The organism is Algibacter sp. L4_22 (assembly GCF_023473045.1).
Classification (GTDB): domain Bacteria; phylum Bacteroidota; class Bacteroidia; order Flavobacteriales; family Flavobacteriaceae; genus Algibacter.
Map to the genome: position 1 here is coordinate 222395 of NZ_JAMCOK010000005.1, position 20811 is coordinate 243205.

At 33.9% G+C, this 20811-nt stretch carries 17 protein-coding genes; 13 read left to right on the top strand and 4 right to left on the bottom strand.

The window, feature by feature from the left end; genetic code table 11:
* Window positions 1-8 precede the first annotated feature (8 nt).
* The 12 genes from M4I23_RS14415 to M4I23_RS14470 all read left to right on the top strand — a co-directional run bounded on the left by M4I23_RS14415 (window position 9) and on the right by M4I23_RS14470 (window position 15567).
* Entirely contained in the window at window positions 9-1451 is a 1443-nt protein-coding gene (locus tag M4I23_RS14415) for a hypothetical protein (protein ID WP_249754893.1), read from the top strand.
* Between the two features lie 12 nt (window positions 1452-1463).
* Window positions 1464-3767 carry a glycoside hydrolase family 95-like protein gene (locus M4I23_RS14420; protein ID WP_249754894.1) on the top strand — a complete coding sequence of 768 codons (2304 nt, stop codon included), beginning with the start codon at window positions 1464-1466 and terminating at the stop codon, window positions 3765-3767.
* 26 nt (window positions 3768-3793) lie between these two features.
* Entirely contained in the window at window positions 3794-5428 is a 1635-nt protein-coding gene (locus M4I23_RS14425) for a hypothetical protein (RefSeq protein WP_249754895.1), read from the top strand.
* A gap of 12 nt (window positions 5429-5440) precedes the next feature.
* The gene (locus tag M4I23_RS14430) at window positions 5441-6190 is read left to right on the top strand and encodes a DUF6250 domain-containing protein (protein ID WP_158848601.1); all 750 of its coding nucleotides are present in this window, start codon (window positions 5441-5443) and stop codon (window positions 6188-6190) included.
* A 21-nt stretch (window positions 6191-6211) separates the two neighbouring features.
* Window positions 6212-8638, top strand: coding sequence for a glycoside hydrolase family 3 N-terminal domain-containing protein (locus M4I23_RS14435; RefSeq protein ID WP_249754896.1), 2427 nt, complete (start codon window positions 6212-6214; stop codon window positions 8636-8638).
* Between the two features lie 211 nt (window positions 8639-8849).
* Window positions 8850-10511 (top strand): UxaA family hydrolase, encoded by a 1662-nt coding sequence (locus M4I23_RS14440; protein ID WP_158848605.1) that lies wholly within the window; start codon window positions 8850-8852, stop codon window positions 10509-10511.
* Window positions 10512-10542: 31 nt separating this feature from the next.
* Entirely contained in the window at window positions 10543-11325 is a 783-nt protein-coding gene (locus M4I23_RS14445; protein WP_249754897.1) for an SDR family NAD(P)-dependent oxidoreductase, read from the top strand.
* A gap of 36 nt (window positions 11326-11361) precedes the next feature.
* On the top strand, window positions 11362-12219 hold the full coding sequence (locus M4I23_RS14450; RefSeq protein WP_249754898.1) for a fumarylacetoacetate hydrolase family protein: 858 nt from the start codon (window positions 11362-11364) through the stop codon (window positions 12217-12219).
* Complete coding sequence (locus M4I23_RS14455) at window positions 12219-13043, top strand: amidohydrolase (RefSeq protein ID WP_249754899.1); 825 nt, start codon at window positions 12219-12221, stop codon at window positions 13041-13043. Before M4I23_RS14450 ends, M4I23_RS14455 begins: the two co-directional genes overlap by 1 nt.
* 19 nt (window positions 13044-13062) lie before the next feature.
* Window positions 13063-13842, top strand: coding sequence for an SDR family oxidoreductase (locus M4I23_RS14460; protein ID WP_158848614.1), 780 nt, complete (start codon window positions 13063-13065; stop codon window positions 13840-13842).
* A gap of 36 nt (window positions 13843-13878) precedes the next feature.
* Entirely contained in the window at window positions 13879-15219 is a 1341-nt protein-coding gene (gene fucP / locus M4I23_RS14465) for an L-fucose:H+ symporter permease (protein WP_158848616.1), read from the top strand.
* 18 nt (window positions 15220-15237) lie between these two features.
* Window positions 15238-15567 carry an L-rhamnose mutarotase gene (locus M4I23_RS14470; RefSeq protein ID WP_249754900.1) on the top strand — a complete coding sequence of 110 codons (330 nt, stop codon included), beginning with the start codon at window positions 15238-15240 and terminating at the stop codon, window positions 15565-15567.
* Window positions 15568-15677: 110 nt separating this feature from the next.
* Here M4I23_RS14470 and M4I23_RS14475 read toward each other — a convergent pair whose 3' ends face one another.
* From M4I23_RS14475 to M4I23_RS14490, 4 genes are all read right to left on the bottom strand, one after another.
* On the bottom strand, window positions 15678-16265 hold the full coding sequence (locus M4I23_RS14475) for an LUD domain-containing protein (RefSeq protein WP_158848620.1): 588 nt from the start codon (window positions 16263-16265) through the stop codon (window positions 15678-15680).
* Between the two features lie 3 nt (window positions 16266-16268).
* Window positions 16269-17648 (bottom strand): lactate utilization protein B, encoded by a 1380-nt coding sequence (locus M4I23_RS14480; RefSeq protein WP_249754901.1) that lies wholly within the window; start codon window positions 17646-17648, stop codon window positions 16269-16271.
* Between the two features lie 35 nt (window positions 17649-17683).
* Window positions 17684-18421 (bottom strand): (Fe-S)-binding protein, encoded by a 738-nt coding sequence (locus tag M4I23_RS14485; protein ID WP_249754902.1) that lies wholly within the window; start codon window positions 18419-18421, stop codon window positions 17684-17686.
* Between the two features lie 173 nt (window positions 18422-18594).
* On the bottom strand, window positions 18595-19467 hold the full coding sequence (locus M4I23_RS14490) for an AraC family transcriptional regulator (protein WP_158848626.1): 873 nt from the start codon (window positions 19465-19467) through the stop codon (window positions 18595-18597).
* A 339-nt stretch (window positions 19468-19806) separates the two neighbouring features.
* Here M4I23_RS14490 and trxB point away from each other — a divergent pair, with 339 nt between their 5' ends.
* A complete protein-coding gene (gene trxB / locus M4I23_RS14495; RefSeq protein WP_158848628.1) occupies window positions 19807-20787 on the top strand; it encodes a thioredoxin-disulfide reductase in 981 nt (326 codons plus the stop codon).
* Window positions 20788-20811 lie beyond the last annotated feature (24 nt).

A 20811-nucleotide genomic window follows, 5' to 3' on the forward strand; every position in this document is an offset into this window, starting at 1 on the left:
TATACCTTATGAAATCTTTAAATGTATCTGGTAAACTCGTCTTGTTAGTTGTGTTTTTTTTAGGATGCCAAGTTAATTTTGCTCAAAAAGTAGAATTGATTTATACCACAGCATCCAAACGTTGGGTAAAGCCAAAAAAGTTTTTACAAAAAGCAGATGCAACGTCATTAAATGATATTACCATATATACCGATAGTTTACTGCAAGTTGTGGATGGTATTGGAGGTGCTTTCAATGAGCTTGGTTGGGAAGCAATCAAATCTCTTGATGAAAGTGGAGAAGAAGAGGTTGCCAACGCTTTATTTTCAAAAGATGGTTGTAATTTTTCAATGTGTCGTATTCCAATTGGAGCCTCAGATTATGCTTTAAGTTATTACTCGCACAATGATGTACCAGGAGATTTTGTAATGAGAGATTTTAATATAGATAGAGATCGATATATTCTAATCCCATATTTAAAAGAAGCTTTAAAAGTACGTCCAAATTTACAAATATGGGCATCACCTTGGACACCTCCAGCCTGGATGAAGGTTAACGAACATTATTCTTTACGCGCAGGTGATTGGAATGATCGTGCAAATGGAAATAGAATGGATCCGGGTGCTCAAATCCTGAGTAATGCTACAGCATTTAAAATGCAAGATCAATACTTAAAAGCTTATGCGTTATATTTTTCAAAATTTATTCAAGCTTATAAAAAAGAAGGTATAGAGTTGTTTTCAATTCAACCACAAAATGAAATTGCTTATGCACCAAACTGGCCAAGTTGTACTTGGAGAGCAGAAGATTTTTCAATATTTATTGGAGATTATTTAGGTCCGAAATTAAAAGAAGATGGCTTAGATACCGAAATTTGGTTAGGTACAATTAATTGGAGTAAGCCTAGTTATGTTCGTACTATTTTAGATAATAAAAAAGCAGCTGAATATATTAAAGGTGTTGGTTTTCAATGGGGAGGATCTAAAGCTATTCCCGCTATAAATAAAGAATATCCGGATTTAAAATACATGCAAACGGAGAACAAGTGTGGAGAAGGAGAGAATGATTGGACCTCATTTAATCGCTCTTGGGAAACCTTAGTACATTTTTTTAATAACGGAGCAGGTTCTCATATGTATTGGAATATGGTTTTAGATGAAACAGGAAAAAGTGCTTGGGGATGGCCACAAAATTCAATGGTGGTTATCGATAAGCAAACAAAAAAAATAACTTATACCGATGAGTTTTATCTGTTCAAACATTTATCACATTTCGTTCAACCGGGAGATCATTATTTAAAATCTTCCGAAGGAAAAAATCATTTAGCTTTTCAGTTAAAAGATGGTCGTATTATGGTTTTAGTGAATAATCCTGATGAAACTATTAAAAATATAAAGTTTAAAGTTGGAAACCAAACGTTTGTTGTCGAAGTACAAGCAACATCTGTGAATACATTAATTATCAACAAGTAAGGTTTAAATTTTATGAAGTATTATTTCAAATTACAAAATGTGTTTTTATTTGTTATGCTATTGGGAGTTTTCCAATTGCAAGCACAAGTTGTTAATGAAATAGATTGGTCAAAATTTTTAGGGCAGCACGATTTAATTTGGGAAGAAATTCCGATGCAATGGAATGAAGGTGCTTTTACTGGAAATGGGCAAGTCGGAATGATGATTTATGCCACAATGAGCGCAAATCGAGTAGATTTCCATATGGGGAGACAAGATGTTACAGACCATAGAGGTGCTCCAAACAGAAAAACGTCTATGGGTGTCAAGGATACCGGTCTATATGATTATTCTAGATTAGATGTTGGTAGAATGGCTTTGTACCCTGTCGGAAAAATAAAATCGGCATCCATTCGTCAAGATTTATGGAATGCAGAAATTCGCGGTGTTATTTATACCGATTTGGGTGAAATTTCTTTTAGAGCCTTCACGCCTTATGATAAAATGATGAATGTTATTGAAATCATTTCTACCGAAAAAACAAAGTCAAAAAAAGAATCTTATAAATGGGAATGGTTAGCAGGGAATCCAATTACACCCAGAGTGTATGCAAAGCCAGATCATCCAAAAACTTTAGAATATAAACCAAATCCAAAACCTATATTTAAGCAAGAAGGAAATGCAACTATTTGCGAGCAAGGCTTGTTGGCCGGAGGGGATTATGCAACAGCTTGGTCGGAGGTGAAAAATAAATCTTCTAAAAATAGCTCTACGCTTTATGTAGCTATTGCAAATGAAGTTCCTGCTGCTCATGTTTCAGGTAAAGTAGCCTTAAAAACAGTTGAAGATTCGGTGGCTTTAAAACCAGAAACGATAGAAAGTTCTCATAGAGATTGGTGGCATAATTATTATCAAAAATCGTTTATTTCGATGCCTGATACTAAAATGGAATCTTTCTATTGGATTCAGATTTATAAAATGGCAACTTGTTCTCGTGCAGACGGTCCCGCCTTAGATTTAATGGGGCCTTTTTACAAAAACACAGGCTGGCCAAGTTTGTGGTGGAATTTAAATGTACAATTAACGTATTGGCCATTTAACACCAGTAACCATTTGGATATAGCTGAAAATTTTATTCATCTAATTGATACACATTTCGATTATATGGTGGAATATAAAAGTGGTAAAAGTTTAGGCGATTTTGCTTGGGCAACACATAATTATTGGTTGTATTACAAGTATAAAGGAGACGATGAGGCTATTCAGAATAAATGGGTGCCAAAAGCGATAGAGATTCTAAAAAAGTACCAAACTAAAATGGTTAGAAATGACGAAGGTCAAATTGAATTAACCGCTATGGGATCTCCAGAATACAAAGGTTTTAAGGTATTTAAGAACACAAATTATAACTTGGCTATTTTGCGCTGGTTGCTAAATGGATTGATTGAATCTAACGAGAAATTTAATACTAATCCAGAAGGAATTATCAAATGGAAAGAAACTCTAAATGATTTAATCGATTTTCCTACAGATGAAAACGGATTAATGATTGGTAGCGATCAACCGGTAGATATGTCTCACAGGCATTATTCTCATCTTTTAGGTTTATATCCGTTATTTCAATTAAATCCAGATGATCCAAAGGATAGGACTTTGGTTGAAAAATCGGTGATACATTGGCATGAAATTGAAGATGGAAGTAAACTTGGTGGTTATGCTTATACAGGAGCAGCATCGTTATATGCGGCATTAAGCAAGGGGAACGAATCGAATAAATTATTACAAAGTTTTCTGGCCGGAAATATTGGTCGCGCGTTACTATTACCAAATACATTTTACACGGAAGGAAAAGGTTTAAACCCTGTAATAGAAACCCCTTTAAGTGCTGCTGCATCCATAATGGAATTACAGTTACAAAGTTGGGGTGATAAAATTAGAGTTTTTCCTGCAATTCCGGATTCATGGAAAGAAGCTTCTTTTCAAGATTTAAGAGCGCAAGGTGGGTTTTTAGTTAGTGCCAATAGAATAAAAGGAAAAACGGAATGGGTTTCTATTAAAAGTTTAGAGGGGAAACCATGTGTTTTAAAAGTTACAGATTGGAGGAATGCTATTCAGATAAGTAAAGGAAAACAAATTGATATTGTTAAAAACTCTGAAAATGAATTTACTATTGATTTGAAAAAAGGAGAATCTATTTTGATTGCATCCCATAATTTGGATAAAGTGATTATTAAACCAATAAGCCATCCAAAAGATGAATTAAACCAATATGGAGTGAAAAAAGGTAAAAGTTATACCGAAATAATGGAATACAAAGTACCTGAGTATAAATATTAGATTAACAAACATTAGATATATTAAAAATGAAAGTATTTAAAATTTTAGTTTTCGGATTAATTTTCGGTAGCACATTATTCGGTAATGCTCAAAAAGCCATTACTATTAATACACAAGAAAACGGAGAACAGTTTGATCATTATTGGAGTAAAATGGTTGGAGCTGGTCGTGCAAACGAAGGTTTAAGAGCAGGTTGGTTAGAACAATTAGCACAAGTACAAGAAAATTGTGGGTTTGAATATGTGCGTTTTCACGGTTTATTTCATGATGATATGTTTCCTGTTATTATTGAAAAAGGTAAAACAGTATACAATTGGCAATATATTGATGATTTATTCGATAGAATGTTAGATTTAAAAGTAAAGCCTTTTGTAGAATTGGCCTTTTTGCCAACAAGCATGGCGGCTGAAGATTCTAAAACCGTATTTTGGTGGAAAGCTAATATTACACCAGCAGAAGATTCTTTTGATAAATTTCACGATTTAGTAAAAGCCTTTACGCAACATTGTGTAGATCGTTACGGTATTGAGGAAGTTTTAACTTGGTATTTTGAAGTTTGGAATGAGCCAAACTTATATAAGTTGTTTTGGGATGGAACAAAATCTCAATATTTTGAATTATATAAGCAGTCTGTTACAGCTGTTAGATCTGTCGATAATAGGCTTAAAGTAGGTGGTCCATCTACAAGTAATTTTGTGCCAGATACCCGTTTTGATGGAGAAACAATGAATAATGAAGCTTCTGATGCCGTTTTTGCAGCAGATGATATTAATACTCTAGAATGGCATGGCGTATGGATTGAGGATTTCTTAGAATATTGTAAAAAAGAAAAGTTACCAGTAGATTTTGTTAGTTGTCATCCTTACCCAACAGATTATGCATTTAATCCAGAAACAGGTAAAGGAAAAGGACTTACCCGTTACGTACAGTCTGTTAAAGAAGATTTAGAATGGATAAAAAGAACCGTTTCAAAAAGTGCTTTTCCAGATGTTGAAATTCACTTAACAGAGTGGCATACAAGTCCAAGTAGTAGAGATGAAATGCACGATAGGCTTCCTGCAGCAGCATACATCGTGAAATCTAATTTGGATTGTATAGGTTTAACAAATTCATTAGCATTATGGACGTTTACCGATATTTTTGAAGAAAAAGGAGGTGCTTCAAGTATTTTTCATGGAGGCTTTGGGATGATTAATTTTCAAGGCTTAGTAAAACCATCATATCACGCATACAGAATGCTTCATCAATTGGGAAATCAAAAAATATATAAAAACGATTATCTATTTGTAAGTAAGGATGCTAGTAACGGAAACATTTCAGCTTTAGCTTATAATTACCCAGAAGAGTATGTAAATGCTGTGCCGTCTGGAACTAATAAAAGAGAAGAAGGTACTTCGAAAAAACTTAATTTCACATTAACTGGATTGCCATCTGAAGCATTATTTGAAATTGAAATTTTGGATAAAGACCACGGAAATATTCATAATTTTTGGGAGTCTATGGGGAAACCTGAGCCACCAACGAGAGAGGAAATTAAGGTGATGAAAGCTTATGCAAATACCATGAAAACGGAATATGCTAAAGCTGATAAAAAAGGAAATTTAACTATAAATCGTTTAATTTCACCGTGGAGTTTAGTGTTAATCAAACAAATTAATTAAAATTTTAGTATTATGAAGATTTTGAAATATCGAAAAACATCAATTCTCGTTTTAACTTTAACGGTTTCTTTATTAATTCTAAATTCATGTTTTAATGTGAATAAATCTATAGAAATTAAAGGAAAAACTTATAATAGCAAATTAATTTTTAAGGAAAATTTTGACAAAGGACTCGAAAATTGGCAAGTAGAACAAATGCCGGAAGGTACTGTCGAAGTTAAGGACAGTAAATTAGAAATTAATGATGTTTCTGGTTGTACGGTTTGGTTGAAACAAAAGTTTAATGGGCCAATTGTTATAGAGTACGATGTATTTGTTATTCAAAATGGAGGCGCAAACGATCGCGTATCTGATCTTAACTGTTTTTGGATGGCTAATGATCCTAAAAATCCGACTAATTTATTTGCAGATTCAGAAAAACGTGGAGGTAAATTCTCTAACTATGATAACCTTAAATTATACTACATGGGGCTTGGTGGTAACCACAATAAAACAACACGTTTTAGACGTTATGTTGGGAACGGTGAACGGCCATTACGTCCGGAACACAATTTAAGCGATCCTCGATTTATGTTGGAGCCTAATAAAACATATCATATAAAAATTATTTCGAACAATGGTATTGTTCAGTATTTTAGAGATAATTTATTAGTATCAGATTTTGTAGATTTAGAGCCATATACATCAGGTTATTTTGGTTTTCGAACAGTTAAAAATCACATGACTGTAGATAATTTTAGAGTCTATGAAGTTGAAAAATAATTATTAAAAATTAGAAATTAAATGAAGCTATCCAATAAAATAATATTATCCATTTTATGTGTGTTTTCTGTTTCAAACTTCGGGTTTAAAGCAAGTGATAAAAATATCTATCATAAGGATTGGATAGACTTTAATAAAAACGGAATAAAAGATGTTTTTGAAGATCCAAAAGCGCCTTTAGAATCAAGGGTTAAAAACCTTATTTCATTAATGAATGTGAATGAAAAAACATGTCAGCTTACCACATTATATGGTTATTCGCGAGTTTTAGAAGATGAATTACCAACCGAAGGCTGGAAAAACCGTGTTTGGAAAGATGGTATAGCAAACATTGATGAACATTTAAATACCATTTGGAATCAAGAAAAAACACATACAAAATATGCTTTTCCATATAGCACACATGCGGAGACTATAAATATAGTTCAAAAATGGTTTGTTGAAGAAACACGATTAGGTATTCCTGTCGATTTTACAAACGAAGGCGTACACGGTTTATGTCATGAAAAAGCAACGCCATTACCAGCTCCAATTGGTATTGGAAGTACTTGGAATAAAGAATTGGTTTATAAAGCTGGAACCATTGTTGGGCGAGAAGCAAAAGCTTTAGGTTATACCAATGTGTATGCACCAATTTTGGATGTAGCCAGCGATCAACGTTGGGGACGTGTTTTGGAATGTTATGGTGAAGAGCCATTTCATATTTCCGAAATGGGTAAACAAATGGTTTTAGGAATTCAATCGGAAGGTGTAGCATCAACTTTAAAACATTTTGCCGTTTACAGTGTGCCTAAAGGCGCAAGAGATGGGGATGCTCGAACAGACCCGCATGTTGCACCTAGAGAAATGTTTCAATTGTATTTGTATCCTTTTAAAAAGGTGATAAAAGAAGCGGCTCCAATGGGGGTTATGAGTAGTTATAATGATTATGATGGCGTTCCTGTGACTGCCAGTCATTATTTTTTAACCGAATTGTTACGAGAACAATTTGGTTTTAATGGTTATGTAGTTTCAGATAGTGAAGCTGTAGAATATGTGTCTGAAAAGCATCATGTTGCTAAAGATTACAAAGAAGCCGTGCGTCAAGTTATAGAAGCCGGTTTAAATGTGAGAACCACATTTAGAACCCCCGAAAGTTTTATTGAACCATTGAGAGAATTAATAAAAGATGGTGAAATCTCTATGAAAACCATAGATTCTAGAGTTGCCGATGTGTTGCGTGTAAAATTCCGTTTAGGTTTGTTTGATTCTCCTTATGTTGAAAACCCTGAGGAGGCAGATAAATTAGTTCATACACCGGAAGATGAAGCATTTTCGAAACAAATAAATCGCGAGTCTTTAGTACTTCTTAAAAATGAAAATAATTTATTGCCTTTAGATGTCAATAAAATAGATAATATTTTAGTTACGGGACCACTGGCAGCAGAGGTTAGTTTTACATACAGTCGTTATGGGCCAGCGTTCAATCCATCAGTTTCTGTGTATCAAGGCATAAAAAAATATGCAGGAAACAAAGTCAATGTTAGTTTTGAAAAAGGTTGCGATATTGTAGATCCAGATTGGCCAGGTAGTGAAATTATACAAACACCATTATCGGCAAAAGAACAAGCGGATATTGATGCTGCGGTAGAAAAAGCAAAACAATCTGATATTATTATTGCTGTAGTTGGTGAAGATGAAAAACGTGTTGGTGAAACAAAATCAAGAACAAGTTTAGGTCTTCCTGGACGACAATTTCAACTCGTTCAAGCGCTTTATGCTACAGGGAAACCTGTTGTTTTAGTGATGATAAATGGCCAGCCATTAACTATTAACTGGGAAAATAAATTTCTACCTGCTATTTTGGAAGCTTGGTTTCCGAGCACAGCAGCTGGTGAAGTGATTGCCGAAACCTTGTTTGGAGATTATAATCCTGGAGGTAAATTATCGGTGACATTCCCGAAAACAGTTGGGCAAATTCCATTAAACTTTCCTTTTAAACCAGGATCACAAGCAGGGCAACCTGGAGCAGGTCCCAATGGTTATGGTAATACACGAGTTTTAGGACCATTATATCCTTTTGGTTACGGGCTAAGTTACACTACTTTTGAATATAGCGATTTGGAGGTTACTCCTAAATCTTTAAAACCTCAAGCAGATGTTCAAGTTACATTCAAAGTTAAAAATACTGGTAAGCGAGCAGGGGATGAGGTTGTGCAAATGTATATTAAAGATAAGATAAGCAGTGTAACTACTTACGAATCTATCTTGCGTGGTTTCGATCGTATTCATCTAAAACCAAACGAAACTAAAACGATAAAATTCACATTACATCCAGAAGATTTAGAAATTTTGGATATAAATATGAATTGGACGGTGGAACCTGGTGATTTTGAGGTTTTAATAGGAAGTTCTTCGGAAGATATTAAGCTGAAAGATGGTTTTAAAGTTGAAGCTATTGGTAATTAAATTATCGTTTTTATAGGGTACATAAACTCTGTATATACTTACAATTAGATTTTAAAATTGCTTTTTATGAAGATATGCATAACTGAAATGCAAAAATAGTATTAGTATTGGTCAAATATTTGGAAGATTTCACTCTTTTCTTGTAGTACTATTGTAAACCGAATATCAATACACAAGTATAAAAATCCACAATTTTATTTTATCAGTATTTATGGAAGCAAAACAAAACGTACTTAAAATACATGAAAAGGACAATGTTATTGTCGCACTAACAGATTTAAAAAAGGGAGATAAAATTACCTTTGAGAATCAAGTGTATGAACTTCAAAATGATATTTCTGCGAAGCATAAATTTGTTACCGAATCTTTATCGGAAGGAGATCCTGTATATATGTACGGCGTATTAGTGGGTAAAGCTAAAAAAACTATTGTAAAAGGTGATTTAATTAGTACAACAAACCTTATTCATGATACTGAAACTTACGATGTAGATGATTCCAAAGAAAAAGAAGTTTGGCAATCTCCCGATGTTTCTAAATTTATAAATAAAACATTTAACGGGTATCACAGAGCCGATGGTAAAGTAGGAACCGAAAATAATTGGTTAATAATTCCATTAGTTTTTTGTCAGAATAGAAATGTAGAAGTTTTAAAACAGGCCTTAGTAGAAAAACTAGGTTATGGTAAAAAACAACATTTAGGTTTAGATGTTGATGCTTTAATTAATGATTATAAATCTGGCGTTTCCGCGGAAGCGATACTAGAAAAAAATATATTAAAAGAAGGAGAAGATACGAGTAAAAACTTGTTATTTCCTAATGTAGATGGTGTTAAGTTTTTAACACATGATGGTGGTTGTGGTGGTGCAACATCAGATTCTGTAGCGCTTTGTACACTTTTAGCCGGTTATATTAATAATCCAAATGTGGCGGGTGCAACAGTTTTAAGTTTAGGTTGCCAACATGCACAAGCTAGTATTTTACAAGATGCTTTATCTAAAATGGCAAAGGAAAACGCTAAGCCAGTTTTTGTTTTAGAACAGCAACAAAGTGTATCGGAAAAAGAATTACTTGCCGATGCTGTAAAGAAAACTTTTGTTGGTTTAATGGAAGCTAATAAAGCAGAGCGTAAACCAGCCAATTTATCTAAACTTGTAATAGGTTTAGAATGTGGTGGGTCGGATGGATTTTCAGGAATCTCTGCAAATCCAACTTTAGGTTATGTGTCCGATTTAATCGTCGGTTTAGGAGGAGCAACGGTACTGTCTGAATTCCCTGAATTGAATGGTGTAGAGCAGGAGTTAATTAATCGCTGTACAAGTGCCGATAAGGCCAAAAAGTTTTCGCATATTATGTCTACTTATAATTCTAAAGCAGAAGCTTTAGGAGCGGCATTTTCAATGAATCCTTCACCTGGAAATATAAAAGATGGTTTAATTACCGATGCTATAAAATCTGCGGGAGCTGCTAAAAAAGGCGGAACATCTCCAGTACAAGATGTTTTAGATTATACGGAGCAAGTTGTAACTTCAGGTTTAAACCTATTATGCACACCTGGTAACGATGTAGAATCTACAACAGGTTTAGCAGGTTCAGGTTGTAACGTTATTTTATTTACTACAGGCTTAGGTACTCCAACAGGAAACCCAATTACTCCAGTTATTAAAGTATCGAGTAATACCAAACTTTTTGATAAAATGAGTGATATCATTGATTTTAATACGGGGTCAATTATTGAAGGCTCAAAAACAATTGAAGAGGTTGGCGAAGAGCTTTTAGACTTTGTAATTGAAGTAGCTAGTGGTAAACAAACAAAAGCAAGACAATTACGTCAAGACGATTTTATTCCGTGGAAACGTGGTATGTCTTTATAAAAAATAAACAACAAAAATTAAGCATATAAAAATGACAAAATTCAGTTTAAAAAATAAAGTAGCCCTTGTAACAGGTGGCGGTAGCGGTATAGGTAAAGCTATATCTTTAACTTTTGCTGAGCAAGGTGCAGAAGTGCATATTCTAGATTTTAACCTTGAATCTGCGCAAGAAACTGTCAAAGAAATTGAAGCATTAGGGGCAAAAGCAACAGCACATAAATGTGATGTTGCTAACCAAACTAATGTGGAAACTATTGTAAATACCATTACCGAAAACGGAGCTATTGATATTTTAATTAATAATGCGGGTATTGCACATGTTGGAAATATTGAAGGTGTAGAAGAGGCCGATTTAGACCGTTTGTACAACGTAAATATCAAAGGTGTTTACAATTGCATTAAAGCATGTTTACCTGCTTTGAAGAAAACAGGTAACGGTGTTATTTTAAACCTAGCATCTATTGCATCTACGGTTGGTATTAACGATCGTTTTGCATATTCTATGACAAAAGGTGCGGTATTAACCATGACGTATTCTATTGCAAAAGATTTCATAAAAGATGGTATTCGTTGTAACTGTATTGCACCAGGACGTGTACATACACCTTTTGTAGATGGGTTTATTAAAAATAACTACCCAGGTAAAGAAGAGGAGATGTTCGAGAAATTATCGGCAACTCAACCAATTGGGCGTATGGGGAAACCTCAAGAAATGGCAGATTTAGTGCTGTTTTTATGTTCGGATGAAGCTGGCTTTATCACAGGATCTAATTATGCTATCGATGGTGGTTTTGTAACACTAAACGGTAATTAAAAATATATATTTACAAACATAAAATAACTTATACAGATGAAATTAATAAGATTTGGAGCAGTAGGAAGCGAGCAACCAGGTGTTCAATTAGAAGATGGGACAATAATCGATGTATCGGCATTTGGAACAGATTATAATGAAGAGTTTTTTGGAAACGATGGTATTGGAAAACTAAAAACTTGGTTAAAAGATAACCAACAAAGTTGTCCTTTAGTAGGTGATGATGTACGTTTAGGTGTGCCTTTAACAAGACCATCAAAAATTGTTTGTGTTGGGTTGAATTATGCACAACACGCGGCAGAAGCTGGTATGGATATTCCTAAAGAACCTGTTTTGTTTTTTAAATCAACAACGGCATTAGTTGGCCCAAATGATGATGTAATTATTCCTAAGAATAGTGAAAAATCAGATTGGGAAGTAGAGTTAGCTATCGTTATTGGTAAAAAAGCATCTTATGTAGAAGAGGCAGACGCTATTGATCATATTGCAGGTTACGTTTTGCATAACGATGTAAGTGAGCGCGCTTTTCAAATAGAAAAATCTGGACAATGGTGTAAAGGTAAAGGTTGTGATACATTCGCGCCAGTTGGACCTTTTATTGCTACAACAGACGAAATTAAAGATCCGAATAATTTAAACCTTTGGTTGAAAATTAACGGAGAAATGATGCAGAATAGCTCAACATCCGATTTTATTTTTAACGTACAACACGTAGTAAGTCATATTAGTCAATTCATGACATTACTTCCTGGAGATATTATTTCTACGGGTACGCCATTTGGTGTTGGTTTAGGTTTAACACCTCCAACATACTTAAAACCTGGCGATGTTATGGAATTAGGTATTGAAGGTTTAGGTGTTTCTAAGCAATCGGTAAAAGCATACAAAAAATAATGAAAATAGATGCCCATCAGCATTTTTGGAGTTACAATCCAGTTAGAGATAGCTGGATTGATGCTTCTATGGAAGTAATAAGAAAAGATTTTCTTCCTAAGGATTTAAAACCTATTTTAGAAGCCAATGCTATTGATGGCTGCATTGTGGTAGAAGCCAATCCGTCGGAAGCCGAAACCAATTTTTTATTAGATTTAGCTCATAAAAATCCTTTTATAAAAGGTGTTGTAGGTTGGGTAGATTTATGTGCAGATGATGTAGAAGAACGCTTAAAGCACTTTTCTGAAAACAAGATTTTTAAAGGGGTTCGTTATTTACTACAAGTAGAAAATGAAGACTTTGTTTTACGAGAAGATTTTCAGCATGGCATTAGTAAATTAAGTCAATTAAACTTAGCTTACGATGTTTTAATTTTTCCGAAACATTTGGCAAATGTGATAAAGTTGGTCGAGAAATTTCCAAACCAGCAATTTGTGATAGATCATATTGCAAAACCACAAATTTCAAAAGGATTAGACCCTAGTTGGGTAAAAGATATTAAGAAACTAGGGACATTTAAAAATGTGGCTTGTAAAATTTCTGGTATGGTTACCGAAACAGAGAATTTTAATTTTGAACCAAAGGATTTTACACCGTTTTTAGATACTATGGTTGCCGCTTTTGGAACCGATAGGTTGTTATTTGGCTCCGATTGGCCCGTATGTTTATTAGCGAGTGAGTATAAAAGTGTTTTACAAATAATTGAAAATTATTTTATTGATTTTTCGGAAGAAGAACAACGCCAAATTATGGGCGGAAATGCCATAAAAATGTATAATTTGTAAATTAAAACTAAAATTTAAGATGGATTTAAATTTAAAAGATAAAGTCATTATAGTTACCGGTGGTTCTAAAGGTATCGGGTTGGGGATTGTTGAGTCCTTAATACATGAAGGAGCCAATCCTGTAATTATTACGCGTAACAAAGCTAGCGCGATTGATGCTATTGAAGATTTTAAAAAGAAGGGAATTGAAGTTTTTTATGCACTTGCAGAACTTACCGATCCTGAACAATGTAAAAATGCTATAAACGAGGTCGTGAAGAAGTATGGGCGTATTGATGGTTTAGTCAATAATGCAGGAGTTAATGATAGTGTTGGTTTAGAAACCGGAAATTATAACGATTTTATTCAGTCTTTAAAACGTAACGTAGGACATTATTATTCAATGGCACAGTATGTACTTCCTGAACTTAAAAAAACTAAAGGAGCTATAGTAAATATAGGCTCTAAAACAGCAGATACAGGCCAAGGCGGTACATCTGGATATGCTGCAGCAAATGGCGGGCGTAATGCATTAACTAGAGAATGGGCGGTAGAGTTGTTACCATATAGTATTCGTGTAAATGCTCTAATAGTTGCTGAATGTTATACACCGCTTTATGATAAATGGATAAGCACTTTTCCTGATAAAGAACAACGATTATTAGATATTACAAAAAATATACCTTTTGGAAATAGAATGACAACAGCCGAAGAAATTGGAGATACTGTCGCTTTTTTATTATCGAGTAAATCAAGCCATACTACAGGTCAATTACTTTATGTAGATGGTGGTTATGCACATCTCGATCGCTCTCTATAAAAACCTATAGCCAATACACTTAAACTAACTAAATTTATGAACAATACAACCAAAACACCCTTAGTTTCTAAGAAAGTACTTATTCCTTTTATTTTAGTAACATCATTATTCGCCCTTTGGGGATTTGCCAATGCGGTAACCGACCCTATGGTAAATGCCTTTAAAAAAGTATTAGAATTATCAAATACACAGGCGTCTTGGGTACAAATGGCTTTTTACGGTGGTTATTTTTGCATGGCTTTACCGGCAGCGATGTTTATGCGTAAATATTCGTATAAAGTAGGCGTTTTAATAGGTCTGGGTTTATATGCCGTAGGAGCCTTACTATTTTATCCGGCAGCTATTACCGAGCAATTTTGGTTTTTCTGCTTAGGGTTATATGTATTAACGTTTGGTTTAGCCTTTTTAGAAACTGCTGCAAATCCATATATTTTAGCAATGGGATCTAAAGAAACTGCGACCCAACGTTTAAATTTAGCACAATCTGTAAACCCTATTGGATTAACCGCAGGATTGTTGGTTGCAAAATATTTTGTTTACGATAGATTACAATCGGATGATATTGCCGATTTCTCAGCTTTAGATGATGCTAAGAGAGCTATGATTAGAGTGGCAGATTTAGCGGTTATTCGTGATCCATACGTCGCTTTAGGTTTGGTTATTTCTGCTGTATTCGTATTGTTTTTGGTTAGTAAAATGCCACAAACTAAAGAAGAGGGAAATATGCCGAGTTTGGGAGATACTTTTAAAAAATTAGGAACAAATAGTAAATATGTATTAGGAGTAGTTGCACAAATATTATATGTTGGTGGTCAAATTATGACATGGACTTATATTTACCAATATGCGGAAGCAATTGATTTAGCTAACGTAGATGTGGTAGGTTACGAAAAAATAGACGTTTTTGCTTATCAGTTTGTTGCATTTGTATTATTTACAGTCGGTCGTATTGTTGGTACAGGTATGTTACGCTTTATGAGTCCGGGTAAATTATTAATGTCTTTTGCTTTATTAGCAGGCGCATTTGTTTTAGGAGCTATGTTTATTGAAAGTATTTACGGCTTGTATTGTGTTGTAGGTATTTCTTTTAGTATGTCGTTAATGTTTCCAACAATTTATGGTATTGCTTTAAACGATTTAACAGAAGAACAATCTAAAGTAGGTTCTGCAGGATTAGTAATGGCCATTGTTGGTGGTGCATTGTTACCTATGTTACAAGGGATGATTATTGATGCCGGAGGAAGTGGTGTTTCTGATACAACCATAATGGGTGTTGCCGAAGTTAATTTTTCTTTTGTATTGCCTTTATTATGCTTTGTTTATATTGCTTGGTATGGTGCGCATGTATTTAGAAAGCACGAAAATAAAGTAGATTAAATTTAATGAAATTTTATTATGAAAAAACATTGTTTCGCTTTAGATTTAGTAGATAATGCTAATTTAATTGAAGAATATAAGGCTTATCACCGAGCTGTTTGGCCGGAAATTATAAAAAGTATTAAAGATTCTGGTATTGAGGATTTAGAAATTTTTCAAGTCGGAAATCGCTTGTTTATGATAATGAAAGTAAACGAAAGTTTTTCTTTTGAAAAGAAGAACGATACGGACGCTAATAATCCTAAAGTTCAAGAATGGGAAACGCTTATGTGGAAGTATCAACAAGCGTTGCCGATAGCTAAAAAAGGAGAAAAATGGATGTTGATGGAGAAAATATTTCAGCTTTAGAAATAGACTTCGTTTTAATATTCAATAAAAATTATTATAAAACAAATGCGACTTTGATATTAATTCAAAGTCGCATTTGTTTTTCTTTAAAGGTTTTTTCTTCCAGTTTTTTACTTCAAAAATAAAGTAAAACTTAAAGCACCCTGTGCTCCAATTACTAGAGACTGTTCAATATCTGCTGTTTTTGAAGGTCCTGCAATAAAAACTCCAAAATCGTTAGATGTTTCACTTAGTTTAGCATAGGCTTGGTGCATGTATGGTACTATGCTTTCTTTTGAAACTATAACAACTAAATGCTTTGTTATAAAAGGAAGCGCCCGCATTGGTAGCTGTTTGTCACTTACCCAAACGGCACCATTTTCGGCTACTGCCAAATCACTTTCTAGAATTAAAATATCAAGATCTTCTAAATCCTGAGAGTTTTTAATAGTCGTTAAATCTAGAGTATTAAAGGATTCTGTATTAACTAAAGTTGAATATTTAACTTTAGCATCAGGAAATAAAGTTTCCATTTGAGAAATTACCGCATCATTAGATATTGTTTTGATGACATTTCCGCCAACAACTTCAATTTTTTTGGTGAATTCTTTTATTAAATCTAAGCCTTCATCAAAAATAGACATATCAATATCTGGAAGGTGTAAAAGCTCTGGTTTATTTGCGCTAATTTTGCTTAATATTTGATCTCTGCTACTCATTCCTTAGTCTTTTTTATCTTTATTAGCTTCTCTCTTTTTGTACCAATCATCAAAACTTTCTTTTGGTCCTAATGGTAAATCTCTAGCTTTTCCCCAAGCATTTGGTTTGGAGTTTATTAACGATTTTGGTAGTGTTCTTAGCGACCAACGTGCTATTTTTCCAACCTTTTCAAATTGAGATGGTTTAGCAAAAACTTGTCCCATAATTTCCATCGATTTCTTTTTGATGAAAGGTTGTGGCGTTTCTTTTGTAATAATTTGACGCCATTTATAAAGTTGCGTATGTATGTCAATTTTCACCGGACAAACATCAGAACAAGATCCGCAAAGCGTAGAGGCAAAGGGTAATGTACTATATTTTTTTAAATCTTTTCCAGGAGATAGAATAGAGCCAATTGGTCCAGGGATTGTCGCATCGTAACTATGGCCACCACTGCGTCTGTAAATTGGGCAAGTGTTCATACAAGCACCACAACGAATACAATGTAGAGAGGCTCTAAAATCGGGTCTAGCCAATTGTTCTGAGCGTCCGTTATCAACAATTATAATGTGCATTTTTTTGCGATCGGCTGGTTTTTTAAAATGCGACGAATAGGTGGTTATCGGTTGTCCAGTTGCAGAACGTGCTAATAATCTTAAAAACACACCTAGATGTTCTTGTCTTGGGATAATTTTTTCGACACCCATACAAGCAATATGCACTGGAGCTAAATGCGCACCCATATCGGCGTTACCTTCATTAGTGCAAACAACAAACCCTCCTGTTTCAGCAATGGCGAAATTCACACCTGTAAGAGCTGCATCTGCTTCTATAAATTTTTGTCTTAAATGTTTTCTAGCTTCTCCTGTTAAATATTGTGGGTCACCATCACAAGGTTTTGTTCCTAAATGCTCCTGAAACAATTCATCAACTTCGTGTCTGTTTTTATGTATGGCTGGCAGTACAATATGGCTTGGCGGCTCTTTGGCTAACTGTACAATACGCTCACCCAAATCTGTATCAATCACTTCAATACCATCGGCTTCCAAATATGGGTTTAGATGACATTCTTCCGTTAACATCGACTTACTTTTAACTACTTTTTTAGCGTTATTTTCTTTTAATATTTTAAGAACAATTTGGTTATGTTCCTCGGCATCTGCTGCCCAATGGACTTCAATGCCGTTTTTATTGGCATTGGCTTCAAATTCTTGTAAATAAACATCTAAATTAGAAAGCATGTGGGCTTTTATACCGTGACCAAGATTACGGAGTTCTTCCCAACCTTTTACTTCGTGTACAGATTTATCACGTTTATGGCGAACAAACCAAAGGGCTTTATCATGCCAATCGACTTTTTTTTCGTCTTTATTAAAAATGCTAGCTAGTTTAGAATGACTCATAATGTTTTGTTTTATGAAACTTTTGGCGGTTTAAATTAAATTGTGCTGTTTAAAATTTCGGCAATATGCAGAATTTTTAGTGGCTGTTTATTTCTGTTTATTAAGCCTTCTAAATGCATTAAGCATGAGGTATCAGTAGCTGTTATTACTTCAACACCACTTTCTAAATGATCTTTAATTTTATCTTTTCCCATTTTAACAGAAATGGCTTCTTCTGTCACTGCAAATGTGCCACCAAAACCACAACATTCATCACTTCTTTTTATAGGCATAATTTCTACCCCTTTTACTTCTTTTAGTAATTCTTCAATGTATGAAAAATATGGACCAACCACTTCAGAACATGAGCCTAAACGTAAGCCTCGTAAACCATGACAGCTTTTATGAACTCCAACTTTATAAGGGAATGAAGCACCTATATCTTTTATTTTTAAAATATTCAATATAAAATCACATAGTTCGTAAACATTATTTCGAACATTAATAACATCATCGGTTTGTGGAATAATATCGTAATGTTTTTTTACATGATATGCGCAACTTCCAGAAGGTGTAACAATGTAATCAAAGTCTTTAAAATTTTCTACAAAATTGTTGCAAGCTCCAACAGATTCATACTCGAAACCAGAATTTGCCATGGGTTGTCCACAGCAGGTTTGTCCCGAAGGGTAAACAACATCTACCTTTAGCTTTTCTAGAAGTTCTAGGGTTGCTTGACCAACTTGCGGATAGAGTTGATTGATATAACAGGGAATAAATAAACCTACTTTCATAAAATTTTTAATTTAAATGACTTTGGCTTTTAAAATGTTTCAAATGTGGTATTGAAGCTATTTAATTGCGTTGCACAAAATTAGGAGGAAAAAGAATACCAGTCTTCCTAAATTTTGATCGTGTATGATACTATTTTTGCTTTGTTTTTATTAATCTTTATATAAACAGCAAATTAATCGTGCTTTGTTTTATGTTTTTCAAGATATTCTGAAGGTGTGTAGTTCATGACTAATTTAAACTGCCTGTTGAAATTTGAAATATTATTAAAACCCGATTCGTAGCAAATTTTTGATATATTGAATCTGTTTTCTAAAAGGAGTTTACAAGCATAACCAATTCGAATTTCGGTAACATAACGAGAAAATGTTTTTTTATTCACCCGTTTAAAATAGCGACTAAAAGCAGATGGATTCATGTGCGCAATTTCAGCGGCTTTGTTTAGTGTAATGTTTTGGTTGAAATTTTTAAAAATATAAGCCTGCACATTATCTTGAGTATTACTTTTAGCCGCTTTAAACGAATTAATAAAACCTTGACTTGATAGTTTTTTAGTGTTGGTGTGCTTGGCCAAAGCATGTAGAATATTTAAAAAAGCCATAGTTTTTTCGAAACCTTCCAATTCGAGCATGTTTTTAATATCGTTAATCAGTTTTTTGTTAACATTTAAAAACTTGATACCGTAGCGAGCCCGTCGAAATAATTCTAGAATATGAATCATTTCGGGTGTTTCAAAAAATTTAGGTCCTAAATAATTTTCTTTAAAATGGATAGCAATCGCTTTTGCTGCTTGTTCCGAGGTATGTTCAAAGTAACCATCGTCATTAAGCCACATGTGTGGTAAATTTTCTCCAATAAGCACCACGTCTCCAATACCAAACTTTTCAACACTATCGCCAATAAAGCAAGTACCTTCACTTTTTAAAACCACAACAAGTTCTAGCTCGGGATGGTAATGCCATATTTTTAAAAAATAAGGATATTCGTTAATTTTTGTGGTAAACGAACTATTGGTTAGGTTACTACGATCTAAAAGATGAAGTTTCATTTTTAAACTGGTATGGTTAGTATTTAATAAACCCAAAATAACAAAAAAGGATTAATAAGGCAAAAATAATATTGCTATTGTTTTGTTGATTATGATTTTGAAGGAGAAACTACAGTTTGTTTAGAGTGTTGTTAAATATCCTAATTGTTGATAATAATTAAAAATACAATGCTTTTACCAAGGTTTTTTAGAGATAACGCCAAAAGCCGTTTTATAACGACTAGCTATTGTATTATAAAAACTGTTGATAACTTCTATGTAAGGATTCAATCAAAAATTCTACTTTTGTTGTACCAATTTCATAGTTAAATTGGTCTTAATCAAAATTTAATAGTAATTATGTCTGATACAATAGAAAAAGTAAAGTGCTTAATTATAGGATCGGGACCTGCGGGATATACAGCAGCAATTTATGCCGCTAGAGCTAATATGAGTCCTGTGTTATATCAAGGAATACAACCAGGAGGTCAATTAACAACAACAAACGAAGTTGAAAATTTCCCAGGTTATCCAGAAGGAGTTACAGGACCTCAAATGATGATGGAATTACAAAAACAAGCAGAACGTTTTGAAACAGATGTGCGTGATGGTTGGGTTACTAAAGTTGATTTCTCTGGTGATGTACATAAAGTTTGGGTAAATGATACTAAAGAAATACACTGCGATACTGTAATTATTTCAACAGGAGCTTCGGCTAAATATTTAGGTATAGAATCTGAACAAAAATATTTAAAGCTAGGTGGAGGTGTTTCTGCTTGTGCTGTTTGCGATGGGTTTTTCTATAGAAACCATGAGGTTGTTATTGTAGGAGCAGGAGATTCTGCTTGTGAAGAAGCTCACTATTTATCTAAACTTTGTAAAAAAGTTACAATGTTAGTGCGTAGAGACGAATTTAGAGCGTCTAAAATTATGGCTGCTCGTGTTAAAAACACAGAAAATATTGAAATTTTATTCAATACGGAAACAGAAGAAGTTTTAGGTGACGGACAAGTAGTTACTGGAGTAAGAGTTTCAAATAATAAAACGAAAGAAACTCAAGATATTCCTGCAACAGGATTTTTCGTAGCTATTGGGCATAAACCTAATACAGATATCTTTAAAGACTTTATTGATATGGACGAAACAGGATACATTAAAAATGTACCAGGTCGTGCTTTAACAAATGTTGAAGGAGTCTTTGTTTGTGGAGATGCTGCAGATCACGTATACCGCCAAGCTGTTACAGCTGCAGGTACGGGATGTATGGCTGCTTTAGATGCAGAACGTTATTTAGCGGCTAAAGATTCTACTTTTGAAGTAAGCACTTCAAACTATAACTAAGAGTCTTTCAAAATAATTTTTTTA